This is a genomic window from Rathayibacter sp. AY1D2 (assembly GCF_002932695.1).
GTDB lineage: Bacteria > Actinomycetota > Actinomycetes > Actinomycetales > Microbacteriaceae > Rathayibacter.
In genome coordinates this window covers 1-19650 of record NZ_PSVX01000064.1, presented here as the reverse complement: position 1 = coordinate 19650, position 19650 = coordinate 1, and the positions used below count along the sequence as shown (strand labels likewise).

Here is a 19650-nt window from a genome sequence, read left to right as displayed (position 1 = left end):
CCGCCGCCGGCTCCATGAGCTTCACGCCGCCGACGGTCGACACGTAGACGTCGCAGCGCCGCAGGGGGATGCCCGCCTGCCGCTCGAGGACGGCGAGGATCATCGCGACCCGGGACGCGTCGACTCCGTTCGTGACGCGGCGGGGGTGCTCGCCGTCGTTCGCGATCACGAGCGCCTGGATCTCGACGGGGAGCGCGCGGCGTCCCTCCATCGCGACCGTGACGCAGATGCCCGGGGTGGGGAAGCGGGTGCGGCTGAGGAACAGACCGCTCGGGTCGGGGATCTCGGCGATGCCCTCGGCGGTCATCTCGAAGCAGCCGACCTCGTCCGTCGGGCCGAAGCGGTTCTTGAGCGAGCGGACGAAGCGCAGCGCCGTCTGCCGGTCGCCCTCGAAGTGGCAGACCACGTCGACCAGGTGCTCGAGCAGGCGCGGCCCCGCGATGGAGCCGTCCTTCGTGACGTGTCCGACGAGCACGAGGGGGAGCGCCCGCGCCTTGCAGACGCGGATGAGGGTCGCGGCGACCTCGCGGACCTGGCTGGGACCGCCGGGCAGGCCGTCGACGGTGTCGCTCGCGACCGTCTGCACCGAGTCGACGATGAGCAGGTCCGGCCGGACCTCGTCGATCTGGCCGAGCACGGTGGCGAGGTCGGTCTCGGCCGCGAGGAAGAGGCTGTCGTGCATCGCGCCGGTGCGCTCGGCCCGCATGCGCACCTGCGCGGCCGACTCCTCCGCGCTGACGTAGAGGACCCGCTGGCCCTCGGCCGCAGCGCGGCTCGCGACCTCGAGCAGGAGGGTCGACTTGCCCACGCCGGGCTCTCCCGAGAGCAGCACGACCGCGCCGGAGACGATCCCGCCGCCGAGCACGCGGTCGAGCTCGCCCACGCCGGTGGGGCGGTGCGCCGCGGACGTGGTCTCGATCTCGGTGATGGGCCGCGCGATGCGGCCGGCGGCCGGAGCCACAGCGGCGACCGCGCGGACGAGGCCGGTGCGCTCGGTGCTCTCGATCACGGAGCCCCACTGCTGGCACTCGCCGCAGCGGCCGACCCACTTCGCGGTCGTCCACCCGCACTCCGAGCAGCGGTACGGGGCGGTGCGCGTCTTCGAGGAGGCCATGAGGTCCTTTCGGGGCGGAGGAGGGGGACGAGCGCGACGCTACGGGGGACCCCCGACACCGCCGCTCGTTCGAACGTGTCTTCGACAGTACCGTCGACCACCGACGCCGCGAGCGGGGCGCGCCAGGCCGGGGGAGAGGTCTCGTGGAGGGCGCCTGTGGAGGAGCGTCGTCGCGGAGGAGCGGAGGCGGAGGATCGCGCCACGGAAGACGACGCCGCCCCGAGCGCCGCCCCGTCGGCGTCGGACGTCTGCGGGAGACTGGGGGACATGCCCTCGACAGTGCACGTCCTCAAGTCCGGCCGCCCGCTCGGAGTCAGCTGGTCCGGCCCCGAGGGCGCCGAGCGGGTCGTCGTCCTGGCGCATCCCGCTCCCGGCTCCTCGGACTTCGACCCCGACCCGGAGGCGACCGCGCGCCACGGGGTGCGCCTGCTCTCGTTCGACCGCCCGGGCTACGGCGCCTCCTCCCTCCTGACCGACCTCGACCCCGCCGGAGCGGGCGTCGGCGCCAGCCCCGAGCAGGCCGCCGCCGACATCGCCGAGTACCTCGCGACCGTCGGCATCGCCTCCGTCAGTGCCGCCGGCTGGTCGGCGGGAGGCCGCGTGGCCCTCGCGCTCGCCGCGAACTACCCCGGCCTCGTGGAGCGCGTCGCCGTGATCGGCACGCCCGCTCCCGACGGCGCCGTGCCGTGGGTCGGCGACGAGAACCGCGCCGAGCTCGCCCGCCTGGCCGACCTCCCGCTCGACGAGGCCGTCCGCTCGCTCACCCGCACCCTCGAGGGCGCCTTCGGCCCGACCCCCGCCCCGGACGCCCTGCTCGGGATGCTCGGCTCCGGCGACGCCGACACCGCGGTGCTCGAGGCCCCCGGAGTCCGCGAGCGGCTCTCGCGCATGCTCGAGCGCGCCGCCGCCCAGGGCGCCCTCGGCATGGCCGCCGACCTCATCGGCTACGGCGTGCAGGACTGGGGCTTCGCCGTCGAGTCCGCCGAGCCGCCCGCGCTCCTCCTCTACGGCGCCGAGGACGCGGTCGCCGGCCGCCGCCATGCCGAGTGGTACGCCGCCCGGCTGCCCGACTCCCGCCTCGAGGTCGTGCCCGGACGCGGCCACCTGCTCGCGATCCCGGAGTGGGACCGCGTGCTCGGCTTCCTCCTCCCCGCCTGACGGCGGCCCGTCCGCTCGATTGGCGCGACTTCCGGCCGTCGCGTACACTCGACCCCGGTACCGTGTCCGAGCGGCCGAAGGAGCATGTCTCGAAAACATGTGTGGGCTTGCGTCCACCGTGGGTTCAAATCCCACCGGTACCGCCAACGAGAAGGCCCCCCGCTTCCACGGAAGCAGGGGGCCTTCGTCGTTCCCGGCGAGCTCCGGCGGTCGCGACGTGCGGGTCAGCCGGTGTGGAGCAGCCAGGAGCGGCCGGCGCGCAGGGCCCGGTACAGGCGCCTGATCGCGTGGTCGGCCTCGGCCGAGCCGACGTCCGAGAAGGAGCCCGCCCCGCCCCAGAGCCCGAGCGCGTCGGCGGCCGCCGCCCGCACCTCTCTGCGGGTCGTCGCTCCGGCGAACAGCTCGTCGAGCCGGTCCGCGACGCGGGCCCGCGCGCCGTCCTGCTGCGACCGCGCGACGTCGCGCACCTCGGCGACGGCCGCCGTGATCTCGGCGAGCACAGCGGGGATCGTGCGGTCCATCCTCCTGAGCCTAGGAGCGGGAGCGCGAGCGCTGCGAGGCGGCGTGGGTCAGGAGCGTCGCCACGACTCCGACGAGCACGCCCAGCGCGGTCTCGAGCGCCCGGTCGCGCAGCAGCACGAGCTCGTCGACGGGATGCGCGAGCTCGACCATGAGGATCGCGAGCGGAGTGACGAAGGCGAGGGTCAGACCGTAGTTGCGGCCGACGACGAGCTCGGCGGTCATCTGGAGGAGCACCACCACCACGATCACGGCGAGCGGGGAGAGCGGCAGGGCCAGGAGCGCGGCGGCGATCAGCACTCCGACGATCGTGCCGAGCATCCGGTGGCCCGCGCGCACGAGCCGGGCGCCCGCGTCCGCTCCCGAGACGGCTGCGACGGCGGAGACCATCGCCCAGTAGGGGTGGCCCAGGCCGGTCGCGGTCGGGACGGTGCCCGCCACCAGGACGACGGCCCCGAAGCGCAGCAGGGCGGCGCGCGTCGCCGGACGGGCCGCCGCCGCGCGGAACGAGGTGCGCCACGGCGTCGGGGCGAGGCGGCGTGCGCGGGGGAGCGCGAGACCGCTCAGGCCGACGACGACCGAGAAGGCGGCGGAGCCCGCGGCGAGAGCGACGGCGACCGCGATCCGCGAGGGCTCGGACGGGACGGACGCGCACGCCGTGACGGCGAACACCGGGAACAGTGGGCCGGGCGGGTGCCAGTGCAGGGCGTCGCTGAGGTAGGCCGCCGCGATGGTCACGGCGACCACGACGGGGATGATCAGCCAGTCGCGGTGAGGAGAGAGGGAGACGACGGTGCCGAGGGTCACGGTGGTGACGAGGAACGCGGCTGCCGACAGCTGCATCAGCAGGCGCGGCCGGTGCGTGTGCTGGCGTCCGTAGAGGGCCGTGAAGGCGCCGAAGGTCGCGTAGAGGGCGAGATCGGTGCGGCCGAGCGCCCAGAGGACGAGCAGCGGGACGGCGATCGAGACGCCGGCGCGCAGGGCGACGCGATGGGCGCCGGCGTGCGGGCCGAAGGCGAGGAGCTCGCGGGGGTGGGGCAGAACGGGGGTGGCGGCCATCGGGTCCTCTGATCGGGGTCCGAGCGGCGGCGGCCGGAGAAGTGGTTCACGGGTGAAGCAGATATACTTTACGCGTGAATGACTCTGAAGGCCAGCCGGGTGACGCGGTCGACGAGATCAGGGCGGGCTGGGCGGTGCTGCGGCCCGAGCTCGACACCTCCGCCGTCGACGTCGTCGGGCGGGTGATCCGCGCCTCCGCGCTGATCGTGCGGGCGACGGAGGAGCTGCTCGCCGCCTACGGGCTGACTCGCGGCGAGTTCGACGTGCTCTCCACGCTGCGTCGCGCCGGCGCTCCGCAGTCGCCGACGACCCTCCGGACGATCGCCCTCGCCTCCGCTCCCGCGATCACCAAGCGCGTGCACTCGCTGGAGCGGCGGGGCCTGGTGCGGCGCGCCGCGAACCCGGCGGACGGGCGCGGCTCGCTCATCACGCTGACTCGCGAGGGGGAGGAGCTGGTCGACCGGGCCTTCCCCGAGGTGCTCGACGCCGAGCGAGTGCTGCTCTCGGGGGTGCCCGCCGATCTGCGGGCGGAGGCGGCGCGCTCGCTCCGCGCGGTGCTCGCGAGCGTCGAGGCGGCCGCGAGCCGGTGATGCGCGCGGGGACCGCGAGGCAGCGGGTGCTCGCTACCGTGGTCCCATGCGCCTGACCTCGAGCTTCACCGTGCCGACGCGGCCGCCGGTGCTGCAGCTGGTCAAGACGGCGGCCGCCACGGTCGTCACCTGGCTCCTCGCCGGCGTCGTCTTCCCGGGGACGCTGCCCGTCTTCGGCGCGATCGCCGCGCTCCTCGTCGTCGCGCCGAGCATCAACCAGTCGTTCTCCAAGGCCCTCGAGCGCTCGGTCGGCGTCATCATCGGCGTGATCGTCGGATCCGTGATCGGCACGGTGCTCGGCGGCGAGAGCATCATCGTGCTCCTCGCGATCGTGGCCGCGATCGCCGTCGGGTGGGCCGTGCGCCTGACCCCCGCCTCCGCGGTGCAGATCCCGATCAGCGCGATGCTCGTGCTCTCGGTGGGCGCGGTCACGCCGAACTACGCGCTCGACCGCATCCTCGAGACCCTGCTGGGCGCGGCCGTCGGAGTCGTCATCAACGTGCTCATCGTCCCTCCGGTCGTGCTGGCGCCGGCCGAGCGGGCGATCGGAGACCTCACCGCTCAGCTCGCCGCTGCCCTCGACGACCTCGGCGACGCCCTCCAGGCCCCCGTCCCGCGACGTCGGCTCGACGAGCTGCTCATCAACGCCCGGCTGCTGCAGACCATGCAGAGCAAGGCGGAGGAGGCGATCGCGACCGGCGAGGAGTCCCTCCGCCTCAACCCGCGCCGCTCCGCCCACCGGGACCGGCTGCTGGCCCTCGACTCCGTCGTCCCGCGGCTGGGGCGCATCGTGACCCGGGTCCGCGGCATGACCCGGACCGTGCACGACCTCTACGACGACGAGCTCGTCGGGGAGCCGACGATCGCCGACATCGCCGTCCAGCTGCACCGGGCCGCCCACGATCTGCGGCTCCTCGTGCAGTCCTCGGTCGACGTTCCCGAGCCGGAGGCGATCACGGACGAGCTGCCCGCTCTCACCGCGCCGCTCGTGATCGCGACTCCGCATCCGCAGCACTGGATCCTGCTGGGGGCGCTCGCCGAGGATCTGCGGCGCATCCGCGAGGAGATCGTCGGCGCGGAGTCCTGACGGGCGGGCGCCGAGTGGCGTCGGCGGGAGGGCTGCTCTTGCTGCGCTCGGCGTCTCACGCCGCGCGACGTGCGGGTGGTGGCGGTGTGCGGTGGTCAGCCGTCCTGTTCGCCGTCCTTCCTCGGTCCGCCGCCCTCGACGAGTTCGCCGTCGCCCGGGTCCGGAGCGACCTGGTGCAGTGCCTCGGGATCGCTCGCCTCGGCGTGGAGGGTCTTGCCCTCGGCGATGAGGGAGTCGTCGTCCACGAGGATCCCGGCCAGCTCGGTAATGCGTCCCCGGAGAGCGCCGATCGGGTCCTCGGTGGGCGCGTCCTCCTCGGCGTGATCGACCTCCGAGTCGGGGTAGCGGCGGAGGGCGGCCTCGTCCCGGTCGGGCTGCGGCGCCCGCGCGTGCTCGACGCAGAGGCGGGCGACCTCCTCCGCGTGCGCGTGCATCACGGAGTGGGAGGCGTCGGGGATCTCCCAGGCCCGCGCGTGCGGCATCGACCGGGCGATCTCCTCCGCCCACTCGCGCGGCACGAGCCGGTCGAACTCGCCGCGGATGACGAGGGCGGACGCGCGGATCCGGGGGACGGTCTCCTCGATCCGGTAGTGCATCATCTCGGGCAGCACGCGGGAGAACCAGCGCGGTCCGCAGAGGAGGTAGGCGCCCGCGGCGAGGATCGCGACCTTGAGGGGCTCGCGGACGCTCGACTGGGCGAAGCGGAGCGCGGCGGTCGGGAGGCGGCGCTCGTGCCGGTTCATCACGGGTCCGAGCAGGACGATGGTGGTCAGCTCCGGACGGCGGGCGGCGAGCTCGGCCACGACCTGCGTCCCCATCGAGTGGCCGAGGACGACGGGATCGTCGAGGCCGAGCTCGTCGATGACGGCGCCGACCAGCTCGGCGTAGTCGCCGATGTCCATGCGCCGCGCGTCGATCGGGTGCGGCACGCCGCCGAAGCCCGGCAGGTCGAGAGCGTGCACCGGACCGAACTCGTTGAGCGCGGGCGCGAGGCGCTCGAAGTAGGTGGCCGCGACTCCGATCCCCGGCACGAGGACGAACGTGCGCTCGCCGTCGCGCCCCACCGTACTCACCCGCGCCCAGACGTCGCGGTGGTGCACGCGCTGGACCGAGACGTCGGTGCTGCGGGTGCGGCGGTGCGGATCCCGCCCCCGGGAGCGCGTGGTCGCGAAGACGTCGCGGACTCCGCGCCGCAGGGTCGTGGCGAGGGTGGGGAGGAGGTCGCTCGGGCGGAGCACGGGGCCTCCTTCGATCGTGGGAGTCGGTCGCTGCGAGCCTAAGCGCTCGCCGCCGGGCTCAGATCAGCATGTCGTCCGACCTGTGGAGGATCAGGCGGGCCGGCCCGGTGTGGAGGACGCCGTTCGTCAGAGGAGCGGTCCGGACGCCGCCGCGCCTCCGCATCGCCCGGAACGCCCCGGGGGCGAGCACGACGTCCATCCAGGCGCAGGGGTTCGCCGGTCGTCCGCCCTGGAACTCGATCCGCTCCCCGCCCTGCTCGATCGCGAACGTGCGGCCGGCGAGGGCATCGACGTCGGCGCCGCGGACGATGATATTGCGGCGGGCGTCGGCGGGGTCGAAGGCCCCTGCGCCGAGCTCGGCGGCGATGTGCTCGAGGGTCTCGACCGCGAAGAGCGTGATCGCCGCGGGGCGGTGCGCGCGCTGGGCGAAGAAGCGGTCGCCGACGATGCCGAGGCCTGCGCGGATCTCGATCCGCTCGGGCTGCTCGTTGCCCTCGGACGGCACCGGACCATCGGCGGGGCGGCCCTCGTAGCGGTGCAGCGGAGAGACGACGAAGCCCACGAGCTCGATCGCGGCGGCCTCCATGAGCCCACGGTACGCCGTGAGGGGGAGCAGCGGCGTCCGCCGGTCGGAGGCTCTGCGGCGCGTTCCGAATTGCCAGGGAGGAAGGGGCGCCCGGGCGCCACAGGAGCGTCCAGGGAGGGAGCCCTCGCTGCCGCCGCCGCCGATTCGCGGAGGGGGCTCCCGACATGTATAGTCGTACCTCGTTGCGTGCGCCTCTGGCCCACGCGATGGACTGCGCCCGTAGCTCAACGGATAGAGCATCTGACTACGGATCAGAAGGTTGGGGGTTCGAATCCCTCCGGGCGCACTCTGGTTGAGACAGAGCAGAACGGCCCGCTTCGGCGGGCCGTTCTCGTTTTAACAGTCGCGCGTTCCGATGGCTGTCGGAGTCGGTCTCCCGGAGAGCGCAGGGCGGCGGAACGGCCGGTTCTCCGCCTCGCAGGACGGCTCTTCGCGCCGTCGACGGCGCCGACCGTCTTCCGCCCGCATCCGCGATCAGTCCGCGCCCGTACTCGCGATCACTCCTCGCAGGCTCTGCGATCACCCGTCGCGAGCATGCCGCTCGGCTCTTCTCGCGCGCCGTTTCCTCCTCCACAGCGCCCATCTCGCGCCGTTCTCCACGGATGCAGCCGTACCGGCCGCGGTGACGTCGAACCGAGCAATACTCTCCTTCCGTGGGGCTGAACGGTCGCCGCCGACGCAGTGCGCTCGGTCGGCAGAGGAGAGGACATCGGATGAGTCGAACGGAACAGTCGGGGCGGGACGAGCGCGGACGACCCCGAGCGCGGACGGCGCGAGCGCTGGTCGGCACGACGGCGGGCTGCGTGCTCGTGAGCGGGCTGCTGGGCGGAGGTCTCGCGCCGCCGCCCGCCCTCGCCGCCGACGGTCCTCACACGACGATCGAGAACACCCTCCTGCAGGGAGGCGCGACGAACGCCGGCGTGACGACCGTCTCGGCCTGGGTCCGGAAGGGCGAGACGCTCCGGGTGGACCTCCACCCGCTCCGGGCGGGCTCGGGGACCGGCGAGGGCGAGACCGGCGGCGGTACCGCCCGGGTGACGGCTCCGGGCGGAGCCGTCCTCGACGAGCAGGACTTCGCGCCCGGAGCGGCGCCCTCGGTGTCCGCCGGCGGCTCGTTCGTGGCGGACGAGACCGGCGTCTTCCAGATCCGGGTGTCCGACGACGACGTGACGGCGCCGGTGAACCTCGTCTGGAGCATCGGCGTCCAAGACGCACGGGGCGCGGCGGTCGCGGGCCGCGTGTGGTCCGACTCCTATGCGATCCAGTCCGGGGCGAAGGAGTCCTACTCCTCGCCCGAGGAGCGGCGCTCGTCCTTCACGCTCCACGCCGTCACGGAGACGGGCGCCCGCTACGAGCTGGGGCTGCGCGGCTACGACGGGGTCGCCTCGACGGTCCAGGCCACGAACAAGGGCAACGTGAAGGTCGGGTCGTCCGATCCGTCCTATCTCTCGGTCCCCATGCCGCAGTCGAGCGAGGCGGGCGGCATCGGGGCGCAGTACGTCCAGGCGTCCGGACGCTCCGGGATCGACGGCCTGCAGACCTACAAGCTCTTCCTGGACCCGCCGTCGTCCGACCTGCCGGAGTCGATCGCTCCGGCCTACCAGGCGCCGACAATCGAGGGCCTCGCCTTCCGGCGGTCGTCCGCGGGCTCCGACGCGGGCACGCTCACGGGCGTCCTGGGGACGCAGCCGGGCACCGTCGTCGTGGACGTCGATGCGGACGGGGACGGCGCCTACGACGGCGAGCGCGACGTGCACCTCACCCGGATCGCGGGGACGACCGGTCCCTTCTCGGTCGACTGGGACGGACGGGACGCGAAGGGCGGGACGGTCGACGTGACCGACCCCGACGTCACCTTCCGTGCCTCCATCGGCCGCACGAACGAGTTCCACTTCACGCGGGTCGACGCCGAGACGTCCGCCGGCGGCGTGTCCGTCGTGAGGTCGACCGGCGGCGGCGACGACCCGTCGACGGTGCACTGGGACGACTCGCTCCTCGCCGGATCGAACTCGGAGCGGTACTCCGGCACCTCCTCGGTGACGTCCGGCGACGGCGGCACCGACTCGTCCGGCGGGGTGCACCGCTGGGAGGGCGACGACTCCGGGCGGGGCCGCGTCCCCAACGCCAACGACTCGGTGCACGGCTCCTACGGCGACCTGCGGGCGATCGACGACTGGGCCTACGGCTCGGACGGTGCGGTCGCGGTCGCACGCCTCGATCCGCTCGCGCCGCACGTGACCATCGCGAAGACCTCGTCGGTCGACTCCGCCACTCCGCTGCTCCGCGGCGCCCGCGTGCCCTACCGGGTGACGCTGACCTCGGACGGGACCGGGGACTACTCCGACGCCGCCGTCATCGACTACCTCGACAAGGGCGTGCTCGACGACGCCGAGCTCGACTCCGGCTCCCTCCGCGCCTCGCAGGGCACGGCCACGATCGATGCGGAGACGGGCCGCATCTCCTGGGCGGCCGGCAGCCTGCCGGTCGGGGCGACGGCCGAGCTGACCTTCGACGTGATCGTGACCGGCGAGGGGGACCGCGCGCTGACGAACACGGCCTGCCTCGCCGATGCGCCCTTCGCTCCCGCCTCGTCCGGCACGGGGACCGACGCGAACCCCTGCGCCACCGTCCCGCACGACATCGGCGAGGGGTCGCTCCTGATCCGGAAGACCGCGTCCCAGGCGAGCGCCGAGCACGGCGGCACGGCGGGCTTCGACATCGTCGTGGCGAACACCGGAACGGTCGACGCGACGGACGTGACCGTGACCGACGTCCCGACGCTCGACCACCTGCTCGAGGCGACCATCGAGAACGGCGCCGGAGGAACGCAGCCGGCCACGGAGCCCGTCACGGGTCTCGACATCCCCGCCGGCGGCCAGGTGTCGCTGCACGTCAGCGGCCGGGTCGCCGACGGGTACGACGCCGCGACCCTGCCCAACCGCGTCTCGATCACCCACCAGCCCGAGGGCTTCGACCCGCCGACGGTCGAGAACGCCTGCGCTGACGATGCGACGTCGTCCTGCGCCGAGATCCCGGTGCCGCCCGTCGAGGGAAGGCTCTCCATCGAGAAGACGGCGATCGGGAATCAGGTCGACCACGGCGGGCGTGCCGGGTTCCGGATCGTGGTCGCCAACGAGGGGGCTCGGCCGGCGGACGGGGTGACCCTCACCGACATCCCCGAGCTCGCGCACCTGAGCGACGTCACGATCTCCCGGGACGGCGGCCCGGCGTCGTCCGACCTGACTGTCGAGAACCTGTCTCTGGCCCCGGGAGCGTCGACGACGTTCACCGTGACCGGACGGGTCGCCGACGGCGTGGACGCGTGGACCATCCCCAACCGGGCACGCCTGACCGAGGTCCCGGAGGGCTTCGATCCGACGACCGTCCTGCACCCGTGCGCGGACGACGGCGGAGCCAGCTGCGCCCAGGTGGCGGTGCCTCCGGTCGGACTCGTGCCGACGGTGCTCGCCTCGACGGGAGCGGCGGCCGGGCCCCTCGCGGCCGGAGCCGGCGCTCTGCTCCTGGCCGGCGGCGCCCTGACGGCGCTGCGCCGTCGCTCGACCCGCACCTCGTGAACCGGAGCCCGGGCCGCTGCAGCGCGACCCGGGCTCCCGGACCCTCTCCTCGAAAGGCACTACTGCATGACCGAGCACGGCCTCCCGTACCGCATCACCGAGCGCTTCCCTCTCCCCGATGGACGCGTCGGCGTCAGCACCTGGTGGTCCGCCGACCCGGAGCAGCTGGAGCAGCAGCTCCGCACGCGCTCCGGGCATCCGCATCCCGAGAGGGAGCCGATCCGGAGACTGCACCTCGCGACCGCGACGATCGTGCTGATCGAGGAGCGGACCGCGGGAGGCTTCCGCCCGCTCGACCCCCGCCTCCGGGCCCGCACCGATCCGCGCTGGCGCCGGGCTCTCCTGCGGTCGCGCAGGTCGGCCCGGCTCCGACGGGTCATCGGTCCGCGGGACCTGCCGAGGACGGATCCGCCGGTCGAGGTGTCACGGCACGTCGATCCGACACGTCGAGTGTGAAGGAGGCGGGCGGAGAGCCCGGCACCTGATGCGCGGTGAGGGTCTCCCCGCAAGGACGCCGTCGGGTCAGGCGGCTTCCTCGAGGTCGTCCTCGACTGCGACGGGCGCGTCGACCGGGGCGCACGGGGGAGCGGACTCGGCCGGGGGCGCCGAGGCCGCGATGCGCGAGCGCTCGAGCCCGGCGAGGAGCACGGCGAAGGCCTCCTCGAGCTCGGCGGTGTCGCGGAGCAGGAAGCGCTCGCCGCTCGTCGGGTCGAGGCGGACCGTCCGGTAGGCCGGGCGGGGGAGATCGGAGACCAGGGTGATGATGCCGAGGACGACGCCGCTGCGGCGGGCGCGCGCGGTCCAGCGGTTGGCGTGGGTGCGGAGAAGGATCATGACCGGGGCCGTCCTCGGTGACGTGGTGCAGGAGCGGGGGGATGGGGGTGTCGCTGGCGGTGCGGGGATCCTCTCGAAGCTTGCTGCACGAAGGGCCTCCGCTTCCTGTGCTTGACAGCAGAGCCGAGCAGCGGTCACCGGCGCCGGGCGGCCGCCGCGGCGTGCAGGGCCCGAAGGAACTCGGGGACGACCGGGTTTCCGGTGTCGCGGGCGAGCACACCGATCTCACGGCTCGCGCCCGGATCGTCGATCGGGATCTCGCGGACGTCGTCGTCGACCGAGGACGGGCTCGGCGGCAGGATCGTGAGTCCGAGACCGGCTGCCGCGAGTCCCCGGGCGGCGCGGTAGTCGCCGACCTCGAACGCCGGCACCGGGTCGCGGCCGTCCACGGCGAGCAGGCGCCGGGCCGACTCGTGGAGGCCGTAGCCGGGCGCCAGCATGATCAGGTCGAGGCCGCGGAGGTCCTCCACCGTGACCGAGCGCCGCGAGGCCAGCGGATGACGGGGGTCCACGACCGCGAGGAGAGGCTCCGAGTAGAGGGTCGTCGTGGTGGTGCCGGGGAGATCGGGCGGATCCGCGACGATCGCCAGCTCGGACTCGCCCTCCGCCACGGCCCGCAGGCAGAGGGCGCGGGAGCCGTGACGGAGCCCGAAGCCGACCTGCGGCCAGCGGCGGCGGAACCGGCGGATCACATCCGGCACGAAGCTCTCCCCGAGGAGCGTCTGGAAGGCGAGGTCGATCCGGCCGTGCTCCACGTCGCCCGCCTGCCGCACCTCCGCGAGCCCGGCGCGGATCACCGACATGCCGTCCTGAGCGGCCTCGGCGAGACGGGTCCCCGCCTCCGTCAGCACCACCCCACGGCCCTCCCGGCGGACCAGGGGAGTGCCGACCAGAGCGGAAAGCCGGGCGAGCGACCGGCTCGCGGTCGGCTGCGGGATCCCGAGCTCGGCTGCCGCCGCCGTGACGCTCCCGGTCTGGGCGACCGCGACGAGCAGGGGCAGGAGGCGGAGGGTCGCGGGCCAGTCGTCGGACACGCCACCACCCTAGATCCGGACATGACCAGAACGCATGAACAGTACGAGAAAGCACATTAGTCATGCAACCGGAGGCGGTCTACCGTCGGAATCATGAGCACCGCCGCACGCACCCGACCGATGCGCGCAGCGGCACCCTTCTCGCAGCGGCGGCTGACCATCGCCCTCCTCGCCGCCGGAGTCGCGACCTTCGCCGAGCTCTACGCCGTGCAGAGCGTCCTCCCGCAGCTCGCGCGGGAATGGGCCCTCGCCCCGTCCGACGCCGCGCTCACCGTCTCGGCCGCGACCCTCGGACTGGCGCTCTCGGTGCTGCCGTGGGCCTCGGTGGCCGAGCGCATCGGACGGCTCGAATCCATGCGGATCGCGGTCCTCACGTCCGTGGTCCTGGCGCTGCTCGCCTGCGTCGCCCCGACCTTCGAGCTCCTCCTCGTCCTGCGCTTCCTCGGGGGAGCGGCACTGGGTGCCGTCCCGGCGCTCGCCGTCGCGGCGATCCACGACCGGGTCGGAGGCGCCGGAGCGACGGCCGCCGCGACGGCGTACGTCTCCGGGACCACGATCGGCGGTGCCGCCGGACGCCTGCTCGCCGGACCGCTCGCGGCGGCGCTCGGATGGCGCGGAGCCCTGCTCGTCGTGACGGCCGTCTGCGCGGCGGCGGCGATCGTCTTCGCGGTGCTCGCGCCCCGGGGCGGCGGCGCGCGCGAGGCGGCCCCCGGCGGCTGGCGAGGGAAGACGGCGCAGGTGCTCCGCGATCCGATGCTCGTCGCGATCGCGCTGCAGACCTTCATCGCGGTCGGCGTGTTCGTCGCGGTCTACAACTACCTGGCGTTCCGACTCGAGGCGCCACCGTTCGCGCTGGCGCCCGCGCTCGTCTCCCTCCTCTTCGCCGCCTACCTCGCGGGAACCGTCTCCTCCCGACTGGCGGGGAGATGGGGTCCGCGGATCGGTCCCCGCCTCGTCATGCGGATCGGCGTCGCCCTGATGATCGTCGGACTGCTGGTGATGCTCGCCGAGAACGTCGCCGTGGTGATCGCCGGACTCCTCGTCTTCACGGCCGGCTTCTTCGCCCTGCACGCGACAGGCGCCGCCTGGACGGGAGCGCGGGCGGTTCCGGCACTCCGAGGGCACGCCGGTGCGGTCTACACGATCGCCTTCTACGCGGGCTCGGCCGCCGGCGGCTGGCTCCTCGGCCTGGCCGTCGGAGCCGGTGGCTGGCCGGCGCTGACGGCGGTGACGATCGGCCTGCTGCTGGTCGGAGCGGGGATCGTCAGCCTCCCGTCGCGCACCACCGCGGCCGGGCGCTGAACCCCCGCCTCCGCCGACCGCACCCCGAGCTCCGCCCGGCACCTCCCCGCAGCGAGCGAGGTGCGACATGATGGCCCGACTGCACGAAGCGGGGGACGGCATGGCGCGGAGCACCGGAGCGGACGGCTCCCCACGCGAGAGCGGCGGGACGGACGAGGGCGGCACCGACCCGCGCTACCACGCGGGCTTCCAGCGCGGCTACGACGGACGCGAGGCCGAGCGGCGCGGCAGCGGAGAGGAGCGCCTCCGCTCCCCGTTCCTGTCGGGCGGGACCTCGTGCATCGGGCGATCAGCTGGCCGGCGAGGTGGCGGGTCCGCTCCCGAGCAGGAGGACGTGCGATCGGTCGACGGCCCGACGGGCTCCCGAGTCTCCGGCCGACGGACCGCTCCGGAGCGCGCGAGAGCGGCGGTGCGGGCCGTCCCGACACCCGCGGAGCCGACCGCGCCCCGACCCGCGGAGCCGACAGTCCCACTCCCGACCGAGCCGACCGTCCCGCTTCCCGCCGAACCCGACCCCGCTCCCGGCGACGCGGCACCCGACTCCGGTGACCGTCACGACGCGACCGACACCGACCCCCGCCCCGCTGTCTCCACTCGCCGCATCGCCGGAGCCCTGGCGGTAGTCGGCGGCATGAGCGTCCTCGTCGGACTCCTCGCCCTCTGGAACAGCTCCCACAGCTGGTACGACTACTCGCCGTCGCAGAGCGCCTTCGGGCCCGAGCAGTACCTCCGCGTGCTCAGCGACAACGCGATCGGACCGTTCCTCACCGTCGGCCTGATCGCGCTCGGCCTGGCGGTCGTGGTCCCGCTGCTGAGGGCTCCCGGCCGATGACGCGGGTCCGCCTGCTCTGGGCCGCCGCCATCGCGGTCACCGTCGTCCTCTGGGCCGCAGTGCTCGCGCTCCCGGTCGTGGTCCTCCTGCTGCCGAACCAGTACCAGGGCGACTCGATCACGGTCCCGCCGGAGCTCTACGTGCGGCAGGCGCTCGCGATGGTCGCGCCGCCGCTCCAGACCGCCGCCCTGGTGATGCTGGGGGCGCTGATCGTCGTCGCGGTCGCGCGGCGCCCGCCGGCGAAGGCCCGCACGACGGAGGCGGCGAGCGGCTGGGACGACGCCGTCCTCCTCGACCCGGACGGCCGCGAGCAGCGCGGGACGGGCCCCGCAGGCCGCTGAGCATCCGCTGCAGGATCGGGAGCACCCGCTGCTCCCCGGTCGGAAGCCGCTCCTCCGGATGCACCCGCCCTTCACGCCGGCAGCAGCTGGAACCGCTCCCGCGCCGCTCCGCCGGCGACGAGGTCCGCGAGCAGCTCGCCCAGGACCGGGCCGAACTTGAAGCCGTGCCCCGAGAACCCGGTCGCCAGAGTCACGCGGCCCACGCGGTCGAGCACGAAGTCCTCGTCGGGCGTGCTGTCGTAGAGGCAGCTGATCGGAGCGGCGCTCGCCGCGTCCACGCCCGGGATCCACTCCGCGACGTAGCCGACGAGGCGGGCGAGCGCTCCGGGCTCGGGCTCGAAGGTGCGCTCGTCCGGATCGACGACGACTCCGGTGCTGTGCTCGCCCACCTTCACCCCGACTCCGGGCGTCGCGAGCCCGTAGACGACGGGCAGGCCGGCGCGATGGTGGGCGAAGCTCGGCCAGGAGTTGAGGGGCAGGTCGGTCGCGAAGTGCGCGGGCTGCTCCTGTGTCACGCGCAGCGGAGGGAGGCGTCGGCCGGCCGCGCGGACGAGGCCGTTCACGAGCGGCGGCGTCCAGGATCCGCCGGCCACGACGACCGCGTCCGCGTCGAGAGCGCCGTCGGTGGTCAGCACGCGCACGTCGTCGGCGCGCTCCTCGATGCCCAGCACCCGCGTCCGCGTTCGGAGGACGGCGCCGCGTCCGAGGGCGGAGTCGAGCATCGCGTCGATCGCGGCCGCCGCGTCGAGGCGTCCGCCCTCGGCGTGCAGCAGGACGTCGGTCTCGAAGCGGAGTCCCGGCCAGCGCCGCTGCGCCTCGTCCGCCTCGATCCGCACCACGGGGATCCCGTCGCGCAGGAGGACAGCCTCGACGGCGGCCAGGACGGCGGGGTCGCCGTGGTCGATCGCGCCGACCGGGTGCAGCAAACGGCGGCCGGTCTCGGCCTCGAGCCGTGCCCAGGCGCGCCCGGCCCGTCCGGTGAGGGCGCGGTAGTCGTCCTCGAGGTAGCCGCGGCGGAAGATGCGCGTCTCGCCGTGGGACGAGCCGCGGTCGTGGCCCCGCTCGAACTGCTCGACGAGCACCACGCGATCGCCGCGCTCGGTGAGGGCGCGGGCTGTCGCCGCTCCGACCAGGCCGGCTCCGACGACGACGACCTCACGGGTCACGGGGTCTCCCGGGAGGCCCGGCGTACGCCGAGCAGGACCACCAGGCGGAGGAACCCGACGAGTCCCATGCCGATCAGCGCGGCGATCAGCATCAGCACGGCGATCCCGGCCACCCAGGTCGTGTCGCCGGTCACCGACTGCGCCGCGAACTCGGTGCAGAACAGCGCCAGCCCCGCGTAGCTCAGGATGAGGACGGTGATCGTCCCGGGGCGGCGGAGGCGCTGCGCGGGCGTCCGCCAGAGGGCCGGCGGCTCGAGCCAGCGGCGCAGCAGCCGGATCACGAGGGTGCCGACGAGGCCGAGGAAGCCGGCCGCGATCAGGATGATGCCCGCGCCGCCCAGCCCCGACGCCTCGACACCGGCCAGCTCGAGGGCGATCCCGATCGCGACGCCGACGGCTCCGGCGCCCCCCGCGATCATGGCCGCCCACACTCCGAAGCCGCCGCGGAGAACGCTCTCACGCTCGGGACGTGACGGGTCGGCGTCCATCGGACGCTGCTGACGCGGACGGATCGGCGCAGGGGGAGCCGACGCCGGCGCTGCTGCCGGAGCGGCCGCGGCCTCGGACACGCCCCAGATCGGAGCGGCGTCCGGCGTCTGCGACTCGATCACGTTCTCGCGCACCGGCACGTAGCGCAGCGGCGCGTCGATCCGCACCTGCGGCCGCCCGCGCACGACGATCGTCGCCCCCAGGTCGGCCCCGCGCTCCAGCGCGACGGGTCCGAGGAGGAGCCCGACCGCCGGATCGATCCGCCACGCGTCCGACCGGGGAGCCGACCCGTACCACTCCGCCGACACGGCCCCGCCGAGGTCGACCGAGATCGGCCGCCCGTCGCTGTAGCTCGTCACCGGCACGAGCGACCGGCCGGAGTTGCGCACCCGCGCGCCCACCCGCCACCAGTCGTCCCCGGCGTGCGTCAGCCGCACCTCGACGTCGACCAGCGACGCCGGCACCGCCCGCCGCCGTCCGATGACCACCGCGACGACCGCGAGCCCGGCGATGACCAGCCCGCCGAGCAGGCCGACCACTCCGATGAAGATCTCCATGGGAGCAGTCAAGCAGGCGCGGGTCGACGGCGCGGGCGCGACGAGGTGGCCTCCGGGAGGCTCGATCCCGGCCGTCGACGCCGTCGCTCCGCGCGGCCGCCCCGTTCCCGACGCTCCGCCCGACCGTCGAGCCCGGAGCGGGTCACTCCGCATACTGAGGAGGCGCGTCGCGTCGACCGCATCGCGGGTCTCGTGGCAGGAGGGGTCGATCATGCGCCACTGGCCTACGTCCCCCGTGCGCCGGCGCCCTCGTCGACGGGCCGGTGCGATCCTCGCTCTGCTGGGGGCTGCGGCGCTCGCCGTCGCAGCCGTCGCACTGTCGGACACGGCGGGAGGAGGCGGACCGGAGGCGGTGTCCTCCCCGGCCGGTGCTTCTTCGGCGTCGAGCAGTCCCGCTGCTCCCGCGCCGAGCAGCCCGCCGGCGGTCGTCGAGCCGTCCGCTCCAGAAACGGAGCCGTCAACTCCGTCCCTCGCGACGCTGGCCGCTCTCCCCTCGGTCGAAGGCCCCGCCGCCGTCCCCTACGACCGCGACCTCTTCGGACAGGCGTGGTCGGACGTCGACCGCGACGGCTGCGACACCCGCAACGACGTCCTCGGCCGCGACCTGCTCGCCCCTGTGTTCAAGCCCGGCACCCGCGACTGCAAGGTCCTCACCGGCACCCTGATCGACCCCTACGACGGCACCTCGGTCGCCTTCGTCTCCGGGACCGACACGTCCCGCCTCGTGCAGATCGACCACGTCGTCGCCCTCGGCTGGGCCTGGCACCACGGCGCCTGGTCGTGGACGGACGACCAGCGCCTCGCCTTCGCGAACGACCCCGCGAACCTCGTCGCCGCCTCCGAGCAGACCAACCGCGCGAAGAGCGACGCCGGCCCGGGGGAGTGGCTGCCACCGGCCGCGGAGCTGCGCTGCGGGTATGTGGAGCAGTTCGTGGCCGTGCTCAGCGAGTACGGGCTCGGGATCGATGCGCGGGACCGGGCGGCGTCGGAGGCGGTGCTGGCGGGGTGCGGGGAGTGAGGGGGAGAACCTCTTTCCTCTGATGGAGGGTCGTCCCGACGCCGCAACAGCGGCAGACGCGACCACAGTAGCGTCTTTCAACTACGACAATAGTGAGTAATGGTTTCTTCCGTGACCTCTTTTCTGGGACCCATGCGGCACAAAGTTCAGCACTTACGCAAAATGAGTAACTCTGTCGCTAACACGAGTGCATCTCGACAGAACGTGTTCCGAGCATTTCTAGTCTCGCGAGATGCCTCCCGTTACTCCCGCCACACTCTCACTTGAACTGGGCGTTTCTCAGCGTCGAATCCGAAGCCTCCTCCGCTCCTCCTACGGAACTCTTCCCGCGGAGGAATCCCGGTGGGATCTGACCGAAGAGCAGGCGGAGGCTGTCCGCTCCCGTCTGCTTCGACGAGACACCACCGAGCGTCGGTTCACCTTGGAAGTGGGCGACCAGGTCCTCCGGCGTGATATTCACCGCGCCTACGGAGGGCAGCAGCAGCAGGGAATCGTGACGCCGCGAGCGCTCCGTGAAATCTTCATCTTCACCGATCCGGCGAAGGGAGCTCGATACGGCTACGACCGGTTCGAGGGACTTCGCGAGGACGGGTCCTACTCCTACACGGGAGAAGGGCAGGTCGGTGACCAGGTTTTTCTTCGCGGCAACAGGTCTCTCCGGGACGCGGCACAGGATGGGCGGGTGCTTCGACTCTTCACGGTGCAGGGAACGAGCGTGACCTACATCGGTGCCTTCACGACAGGGACTCCGACCTACCGGTGGGAGATCATCCCGGACACCGAAGGGACGCAGCGACGCGGCATCATCTTCACTCTCCTGCCGCTTGCGGCGGACATCACTCGGCTGCCGACCTACGGTGGCACGCAGGAGTCCGCTGCCTCGCTCGGCGACTGGACGCCTCCCGAGCACTCCGACATCGTCATCGCGGGTGCGGATGTCAGCCCTCTCGATGACCGGGTCGTCTCCCGAATCGAGTTCGAGCTGCAGTCCGACTTTGGGCTCTGGCTGACCGAGAACGGCACGCCGCCCAGTCGTCTGACGCTCCCGGTCGGCAGCTCACGGGTCGAGCCGGACCTCTACGTCCGATCGAGCGGCTGGATTGTCGAAGCCAAGAAGTCGACCGCCCGGTCCTTCGTCCGCATGGCCATCG

General features: G+C 73.6%; 18 protein-coding genes, 2 tRNA genes and 1 pseudogene. 12 read left to right on the top strand and 9 right to left on the bottom strand.

The features are described from left to right. Window positions 1-1114: DNA repair protein RadA (gene radA / locus C5D04_RS14875; RefSeq protein ID WP_104347938.1), on the bottom strand; the 1114-nt coding region annotated here is incomplete at its 3' end. A 267-nt stretch (window positions 1115-1381) separates the two neighbouring features. Here radA and C5D04_RS14870 point away from each other — a divergent pair. Both C5D04_RS14870 and C5D04_RS14865 read left to right on the top strand, forming a co-directional pair. Beyond that, the gene (locus C5D04_RS14870) at window positions 1382-2272 is read left to right on the top strand and encodes an alpha/beta fold hydrolase (RefSeq protein WP_104347937.1); all 891 of its coding nucleotides are present in this window, start codon (window positions 1382-1384) and stop codon (window positions 2270-2272) included. A 56-nt stretch (window positions 2273-2328) separates the two neighbouring features. Beyond that, window positions 2329-2418 (top strand) — tRNA-Ser (locus C5D04_RS14865). Window positions 2419-2496: 78 nt separating this feature from the next. Here the strand turns inward: C5D04_RS14865 and C5D04_RS14860 are convergent. Both C5D04_RS14860 and C5D04_RS14855 read right to left on the bottom strand, forming a co-directional pair. Beyond that, window positions 2497-2793, bottom strand: a complete 297-nt coding sequence (locus C5D04_RS14860) for a hypothetical protein (protein ID WP_104347936.1) — start codon at window positions 2791-2793, stop codon at window positions 2497-2499. Window positions 2794-2803: 10 nt separating this feature from the next. After that, window positions 2804-3850, bottom strand: a complete 1047-nt coding sequence (locus tag C5D04_RS14855; protein WP_104347935.1) for an FUSC family protein — start codon at window positions 3848-3850, stop codon at window positions 2804-2806. Between the two features lie 74 nt (window positions 3851-3924). Here C5D04_RS14855 and C5D04_RS14850 point away from each other — a divergent pair, with 74 nt between their 5' ends. Both C5D04_RS14850 and C5D04_RS14845 read left to right on the top strand, forming a co-directional pair. Further along, window positions 3925-4440 carry a MarR family winged helix-turn-helix transcriptional regulator gene (locus C5D04_RS14850; RefSeq protein WP_104347934.1) on the top strand — a complete coding sequence of 172 codons (516 nt, stop codon included), beginning with the start codon at window positions 3925-3927 and terminating at the stop codon, window positions 4438-4440. A gap of 46 nt (window positions 4441-4486) precedes the next feature. Beyond that, window positions 4487-5527, top strand: coding sequence for an aromatic acid exporter family protein (locus C5D04_RS14845; protein ID WP_104225996.1), 1041 nt, complete (start codon window positions 4487-4489; stop codon window positions 5525-5527). A 95-nt stretch (window positions 5528-5622) separates the two neighbouring features. Here the strand turns inward: C5D04_RS14845 and C5D04_RS14840 are convergent, their stop codons facing one another. Together C5D04_RS14840 and C5D04_RS14835 are read right to left on the bottom strand one after the other, a co-directional pair. Then, window positions 5623-6765 (bottom strand): alpha/beta fold hydrolase, encoded by a 1143-nt coding sequence (locus C5D04_RS14840; RefSeq protein ID WP_181137730.1) that lies wholly within the window; start codon window positions 6763-6765, stop codon window positions 5623-5625. Window positions 6766-6823: 58 nt separating this feature from the next. Beyond that, window positions 6824-7351: an MOSC domain-containing protein gene (locus C5D04_RS14835; protein ID WP_104291733.1), complete on the bottom strand. Its 528-nt coding sequence runs from the start codon at window positions 7349-7351 to the stop codon at window positions 6824-6826. 213 nt (window positions 7352-7564) lie between these two features. On the opposite strand from C5D04_RS14835, the gene C5D04_RS14830 reads away from it, so the two are divergent. The 3 genes from C5D04_RS14830 (at window position 7565) to C5D04_RS14820 (ending at window position 11382) form a co-directional block, all read left to right on the top strand. After that, window positions 7565-7637, top strand: a tRNA-Arg gene (locus C5D04_RS14830). Between the two features lie 427 nt (window positions 7638-8064). Continuing rightward, complete coding sequence (locus C5D04_RS14825) at window positions 8065-10926, top strand: DUF11 domain-containing protein (RefSeq protein WP_104347932.1); 2862 nt, start codon at window positions 8065-8067, stop codon at window positions 10924-10926. A 66-nt stretch (window positions 10927-10992) separates the two neighbouring features. Next, entirely contained in the window at window positions 10993-11382 is a 390-nt protein-coding gene (locus C5D04_RS14820; protein ID WP_104266671.1) for a hypothetical protein, read from the top strand. A 66-nt stretch (window positions 11383-11448) separates the two neighbouring features. Here C5D04_RS14820 and C5D04_RS14815 read toward each other — a convergent pair whose 3' ends face one another. Together C5D04_RS14815 and C5D04_RS14810 are read right to left on the bottom strand one after the other, a co-directional pair. Continuing rightward, window positions 11449-11760, bottom strand: coding sequence for a hypothetical protein (locus tag C5D04_RS14815; protein ID WP_104266672.1), 312 nt, complete (start codon window positions 11758-11760; stop codon window positions 11449-11451). Window positions 11761-11894: 134 nt separating this feature from the next. Beyond that, window positions 11895-12794 carry a LysR family transcriptional regulator gene (locus tag C5D04_RS14810; protein ID WP_104239291.1) on the bottom strand — a complete coding sequence of 300 codons (900 nt, stop codon included), beginning with the start codon at window positions 12792-12794 and terminating at the stop codon, window positions 11895-11897. Between the two features lie 93 nt (window positions 12795-12887). Here C5D04_RS14810 and C5D04_RS14805 point away from each other — a divergent pair, with 93 nt between their 5' ends. The 3 genes from C5D04_RS14805 to C5D04_RS14795 all read left to right on the top strand — a co-directional run bounded on the left by C5D04_RS14805 (window position 12888) and on the right by C5D04_RS14795 (window position 15269). Further along, window positions 12888-14096, top strand: coding sequence for an MFS transporter (locus tag C5D04_RS14805; protein WP_104347931.1), 1209 nt, complete (start codon window positions 12888-12890; stop codon window positions 14094-14096). Between the two features lie 631 nt (window positions 14097-14727). Then, window positions 14728-14928 (top strand): hypothetical protein, encoded by a 201-nt coding sequence (locus C5D04_RS14800; RefSeq protein WP_104225989.1) that lies wholly within the window; start codon window positions 14728-14730, stop codon window positions 14926-14928. After that, window positions 14925-15269 (top strand): hypothetical protein, encoded by a 345-nt coding sequence (locus C5D04_RS14795; RefSeq protein ID WP_104225988.1) that lies wholly within the window; start codon window positions 14925-14927, stop codon window positions 15267-15269. The genes C5D04_RS14800 and C5D04_RS14795 overlap by 4 nt, the downstream gene beginning before the upstream one ends. Window positions 15270-15340: 71 nt before the next feature. Here the strand turns inward: C5D04_RS14795 and C5D04_RS14790 are convergent, their stop codons facing one another. Continuing rightward, complete coding sequence (locus tag C5D04_RS14790) at window positions 15341-16435, bottom strand: FAD-dependent oxidoreductase (protein ID WP_104347930.1); 1095 nt, start codon at window positions 16433-16435, stop codon at window positions 15341-15343. Beyond that, the gene (locus C5D04_RS14785; RefSeq protein WP_104225986.1) at window positions 16432-17481 is read right to left on the bottom strand and encodes a hypothetical protein; all 1050 of its coding nucleotides are present in this window, start codon (window positions 17479-17481) and stop codon (window positions 16432-16434) included. Before C5D04_RS14785 ends, C5D04_RS14790 begins: the two co-directional genes overlap by 4 nt. A 211-nt stretch (window positions 17482-17692) precedes the next feature. On the opposite strand from C5D04_RS14785, the gene C5D04_RS14780 reads away from it, so the two are divergent. Then, window positions 17693-18499, top strand: coding sequence for an HNH endonuclease family protein (locus tag C5D04_RS14780; protein WP_104347929.1), 807 nt, complete (start codon window positions 17693-17695; stop codon window positions 18497-18499). Window positions 18500-18926: 427 nt separating this feature from the next. Beyond that, window positions 18927-19650, top strand: a pseudogene (locus C5D04_RS14775) (hypothetical protein); the annotation flags it as partial.

What these genes read in the sequence shown, in the direction of transcription:
- C5D04_RS14825 (WP_104347932.1), top strand. Translation starts at nt 8,065, where the DNA reads ATGAGTCGAACGGAACAGTCGGGGCGGGACGAGCGCGGACGACCCCGA.
- C5D04_RS14785 (WP_104225986.1), bottom strand. Translation starts at nt 17,481, where the DNA reads ATGGAGATCTTCATCGGAGTGGTCGGCCTGCTCGGCGGGCTGGTCATC.
- C5D04_RS14800 (WP_104225989.1), top strand. Translation starts at nt 14,728, where the DNA reads ATGAGCGTCCTCGTCGGACTCCTCGCCCTCTGGAACAGCTCCCACAGC.
- C5D04_RS14845 (WP_104225996.1), top strand. Translation starts at nt 4,487, where the DNA reads ATGCGCCTGACCTCGAGCTTCACCGTGCCGACGCGGCCGCCGGTGCTG.
- C5D04_RS14860 (WP_104347936.1), bottom strand. Translation starts at nt 2,793, where the DNA reads ATGGACCGCACGATCCCCGCTGTGCTCGCCGAGATCACGGCGGCCGTC.
- C5D04_RS14815 (WP_104266672.1), bottom strand. Translation starts at nt 11,760, where the DNA reads ATGATCCTTCTCCGCACCCACGCCAACCGCTGGACCGCGCGCGCCCGC.
- C5D04_RS14805 (WP_104347931.1), top strand. Translation starts at nt 12,888, where the DNA reads ATGAGCACCGCCGCACGCACCCGACCGATGCGCGCAGCGGCACCCTTC.
- C5D04_RS14835 (WP_104291733.1), bottom strand. Translation starts at nt 7,351, where the DNA reads ATGGAGGCCGCCGCGATCGAGCTCGTGGGCTTCGTCGTCTCTCCGCTG.
- C5D04_RS14780 (WP_104347929.1), top strand. Translation starts at nt 17,693, where the DNA reads ATGCGCCACTGGCCTACGTCCCCCGTGCGCCGGCGCCCTCGTCGACGG.
- C5D04_RS14855 (WP_104347935.1), bottom strand. Translation starts at nt 3,850, where the DNA reads ATGGCCGCCACCCCCGTTCTGCCCCACCCCCGCGAGCTCCTCGCCTTC.
- C5D04_RS14870 (WP_104347937.1), top strand. Translation starts at nt 1,382, where the DNA reads ATGCCCTCGACAGTGCACGTCCTCAAGTCCGGCCGCCCGCTCGGAGTC.
- C5D04_RS14795 (WP_104225988.1), top strand. Translation starts at nt 14,925, where the DNA reads ATGACGCGGGTCCGCCTGCTCTGGGCCGCCGCCATCGCGGTCACCGTC.
- C5D04_RS14820 (WP_104266671.1), top strand. Translation starts at nt 10,993, where the DNA reads ATGACCGAGCACGGCCTCCCGTACCGCATCACCGAGCGCTTCCCTCTC.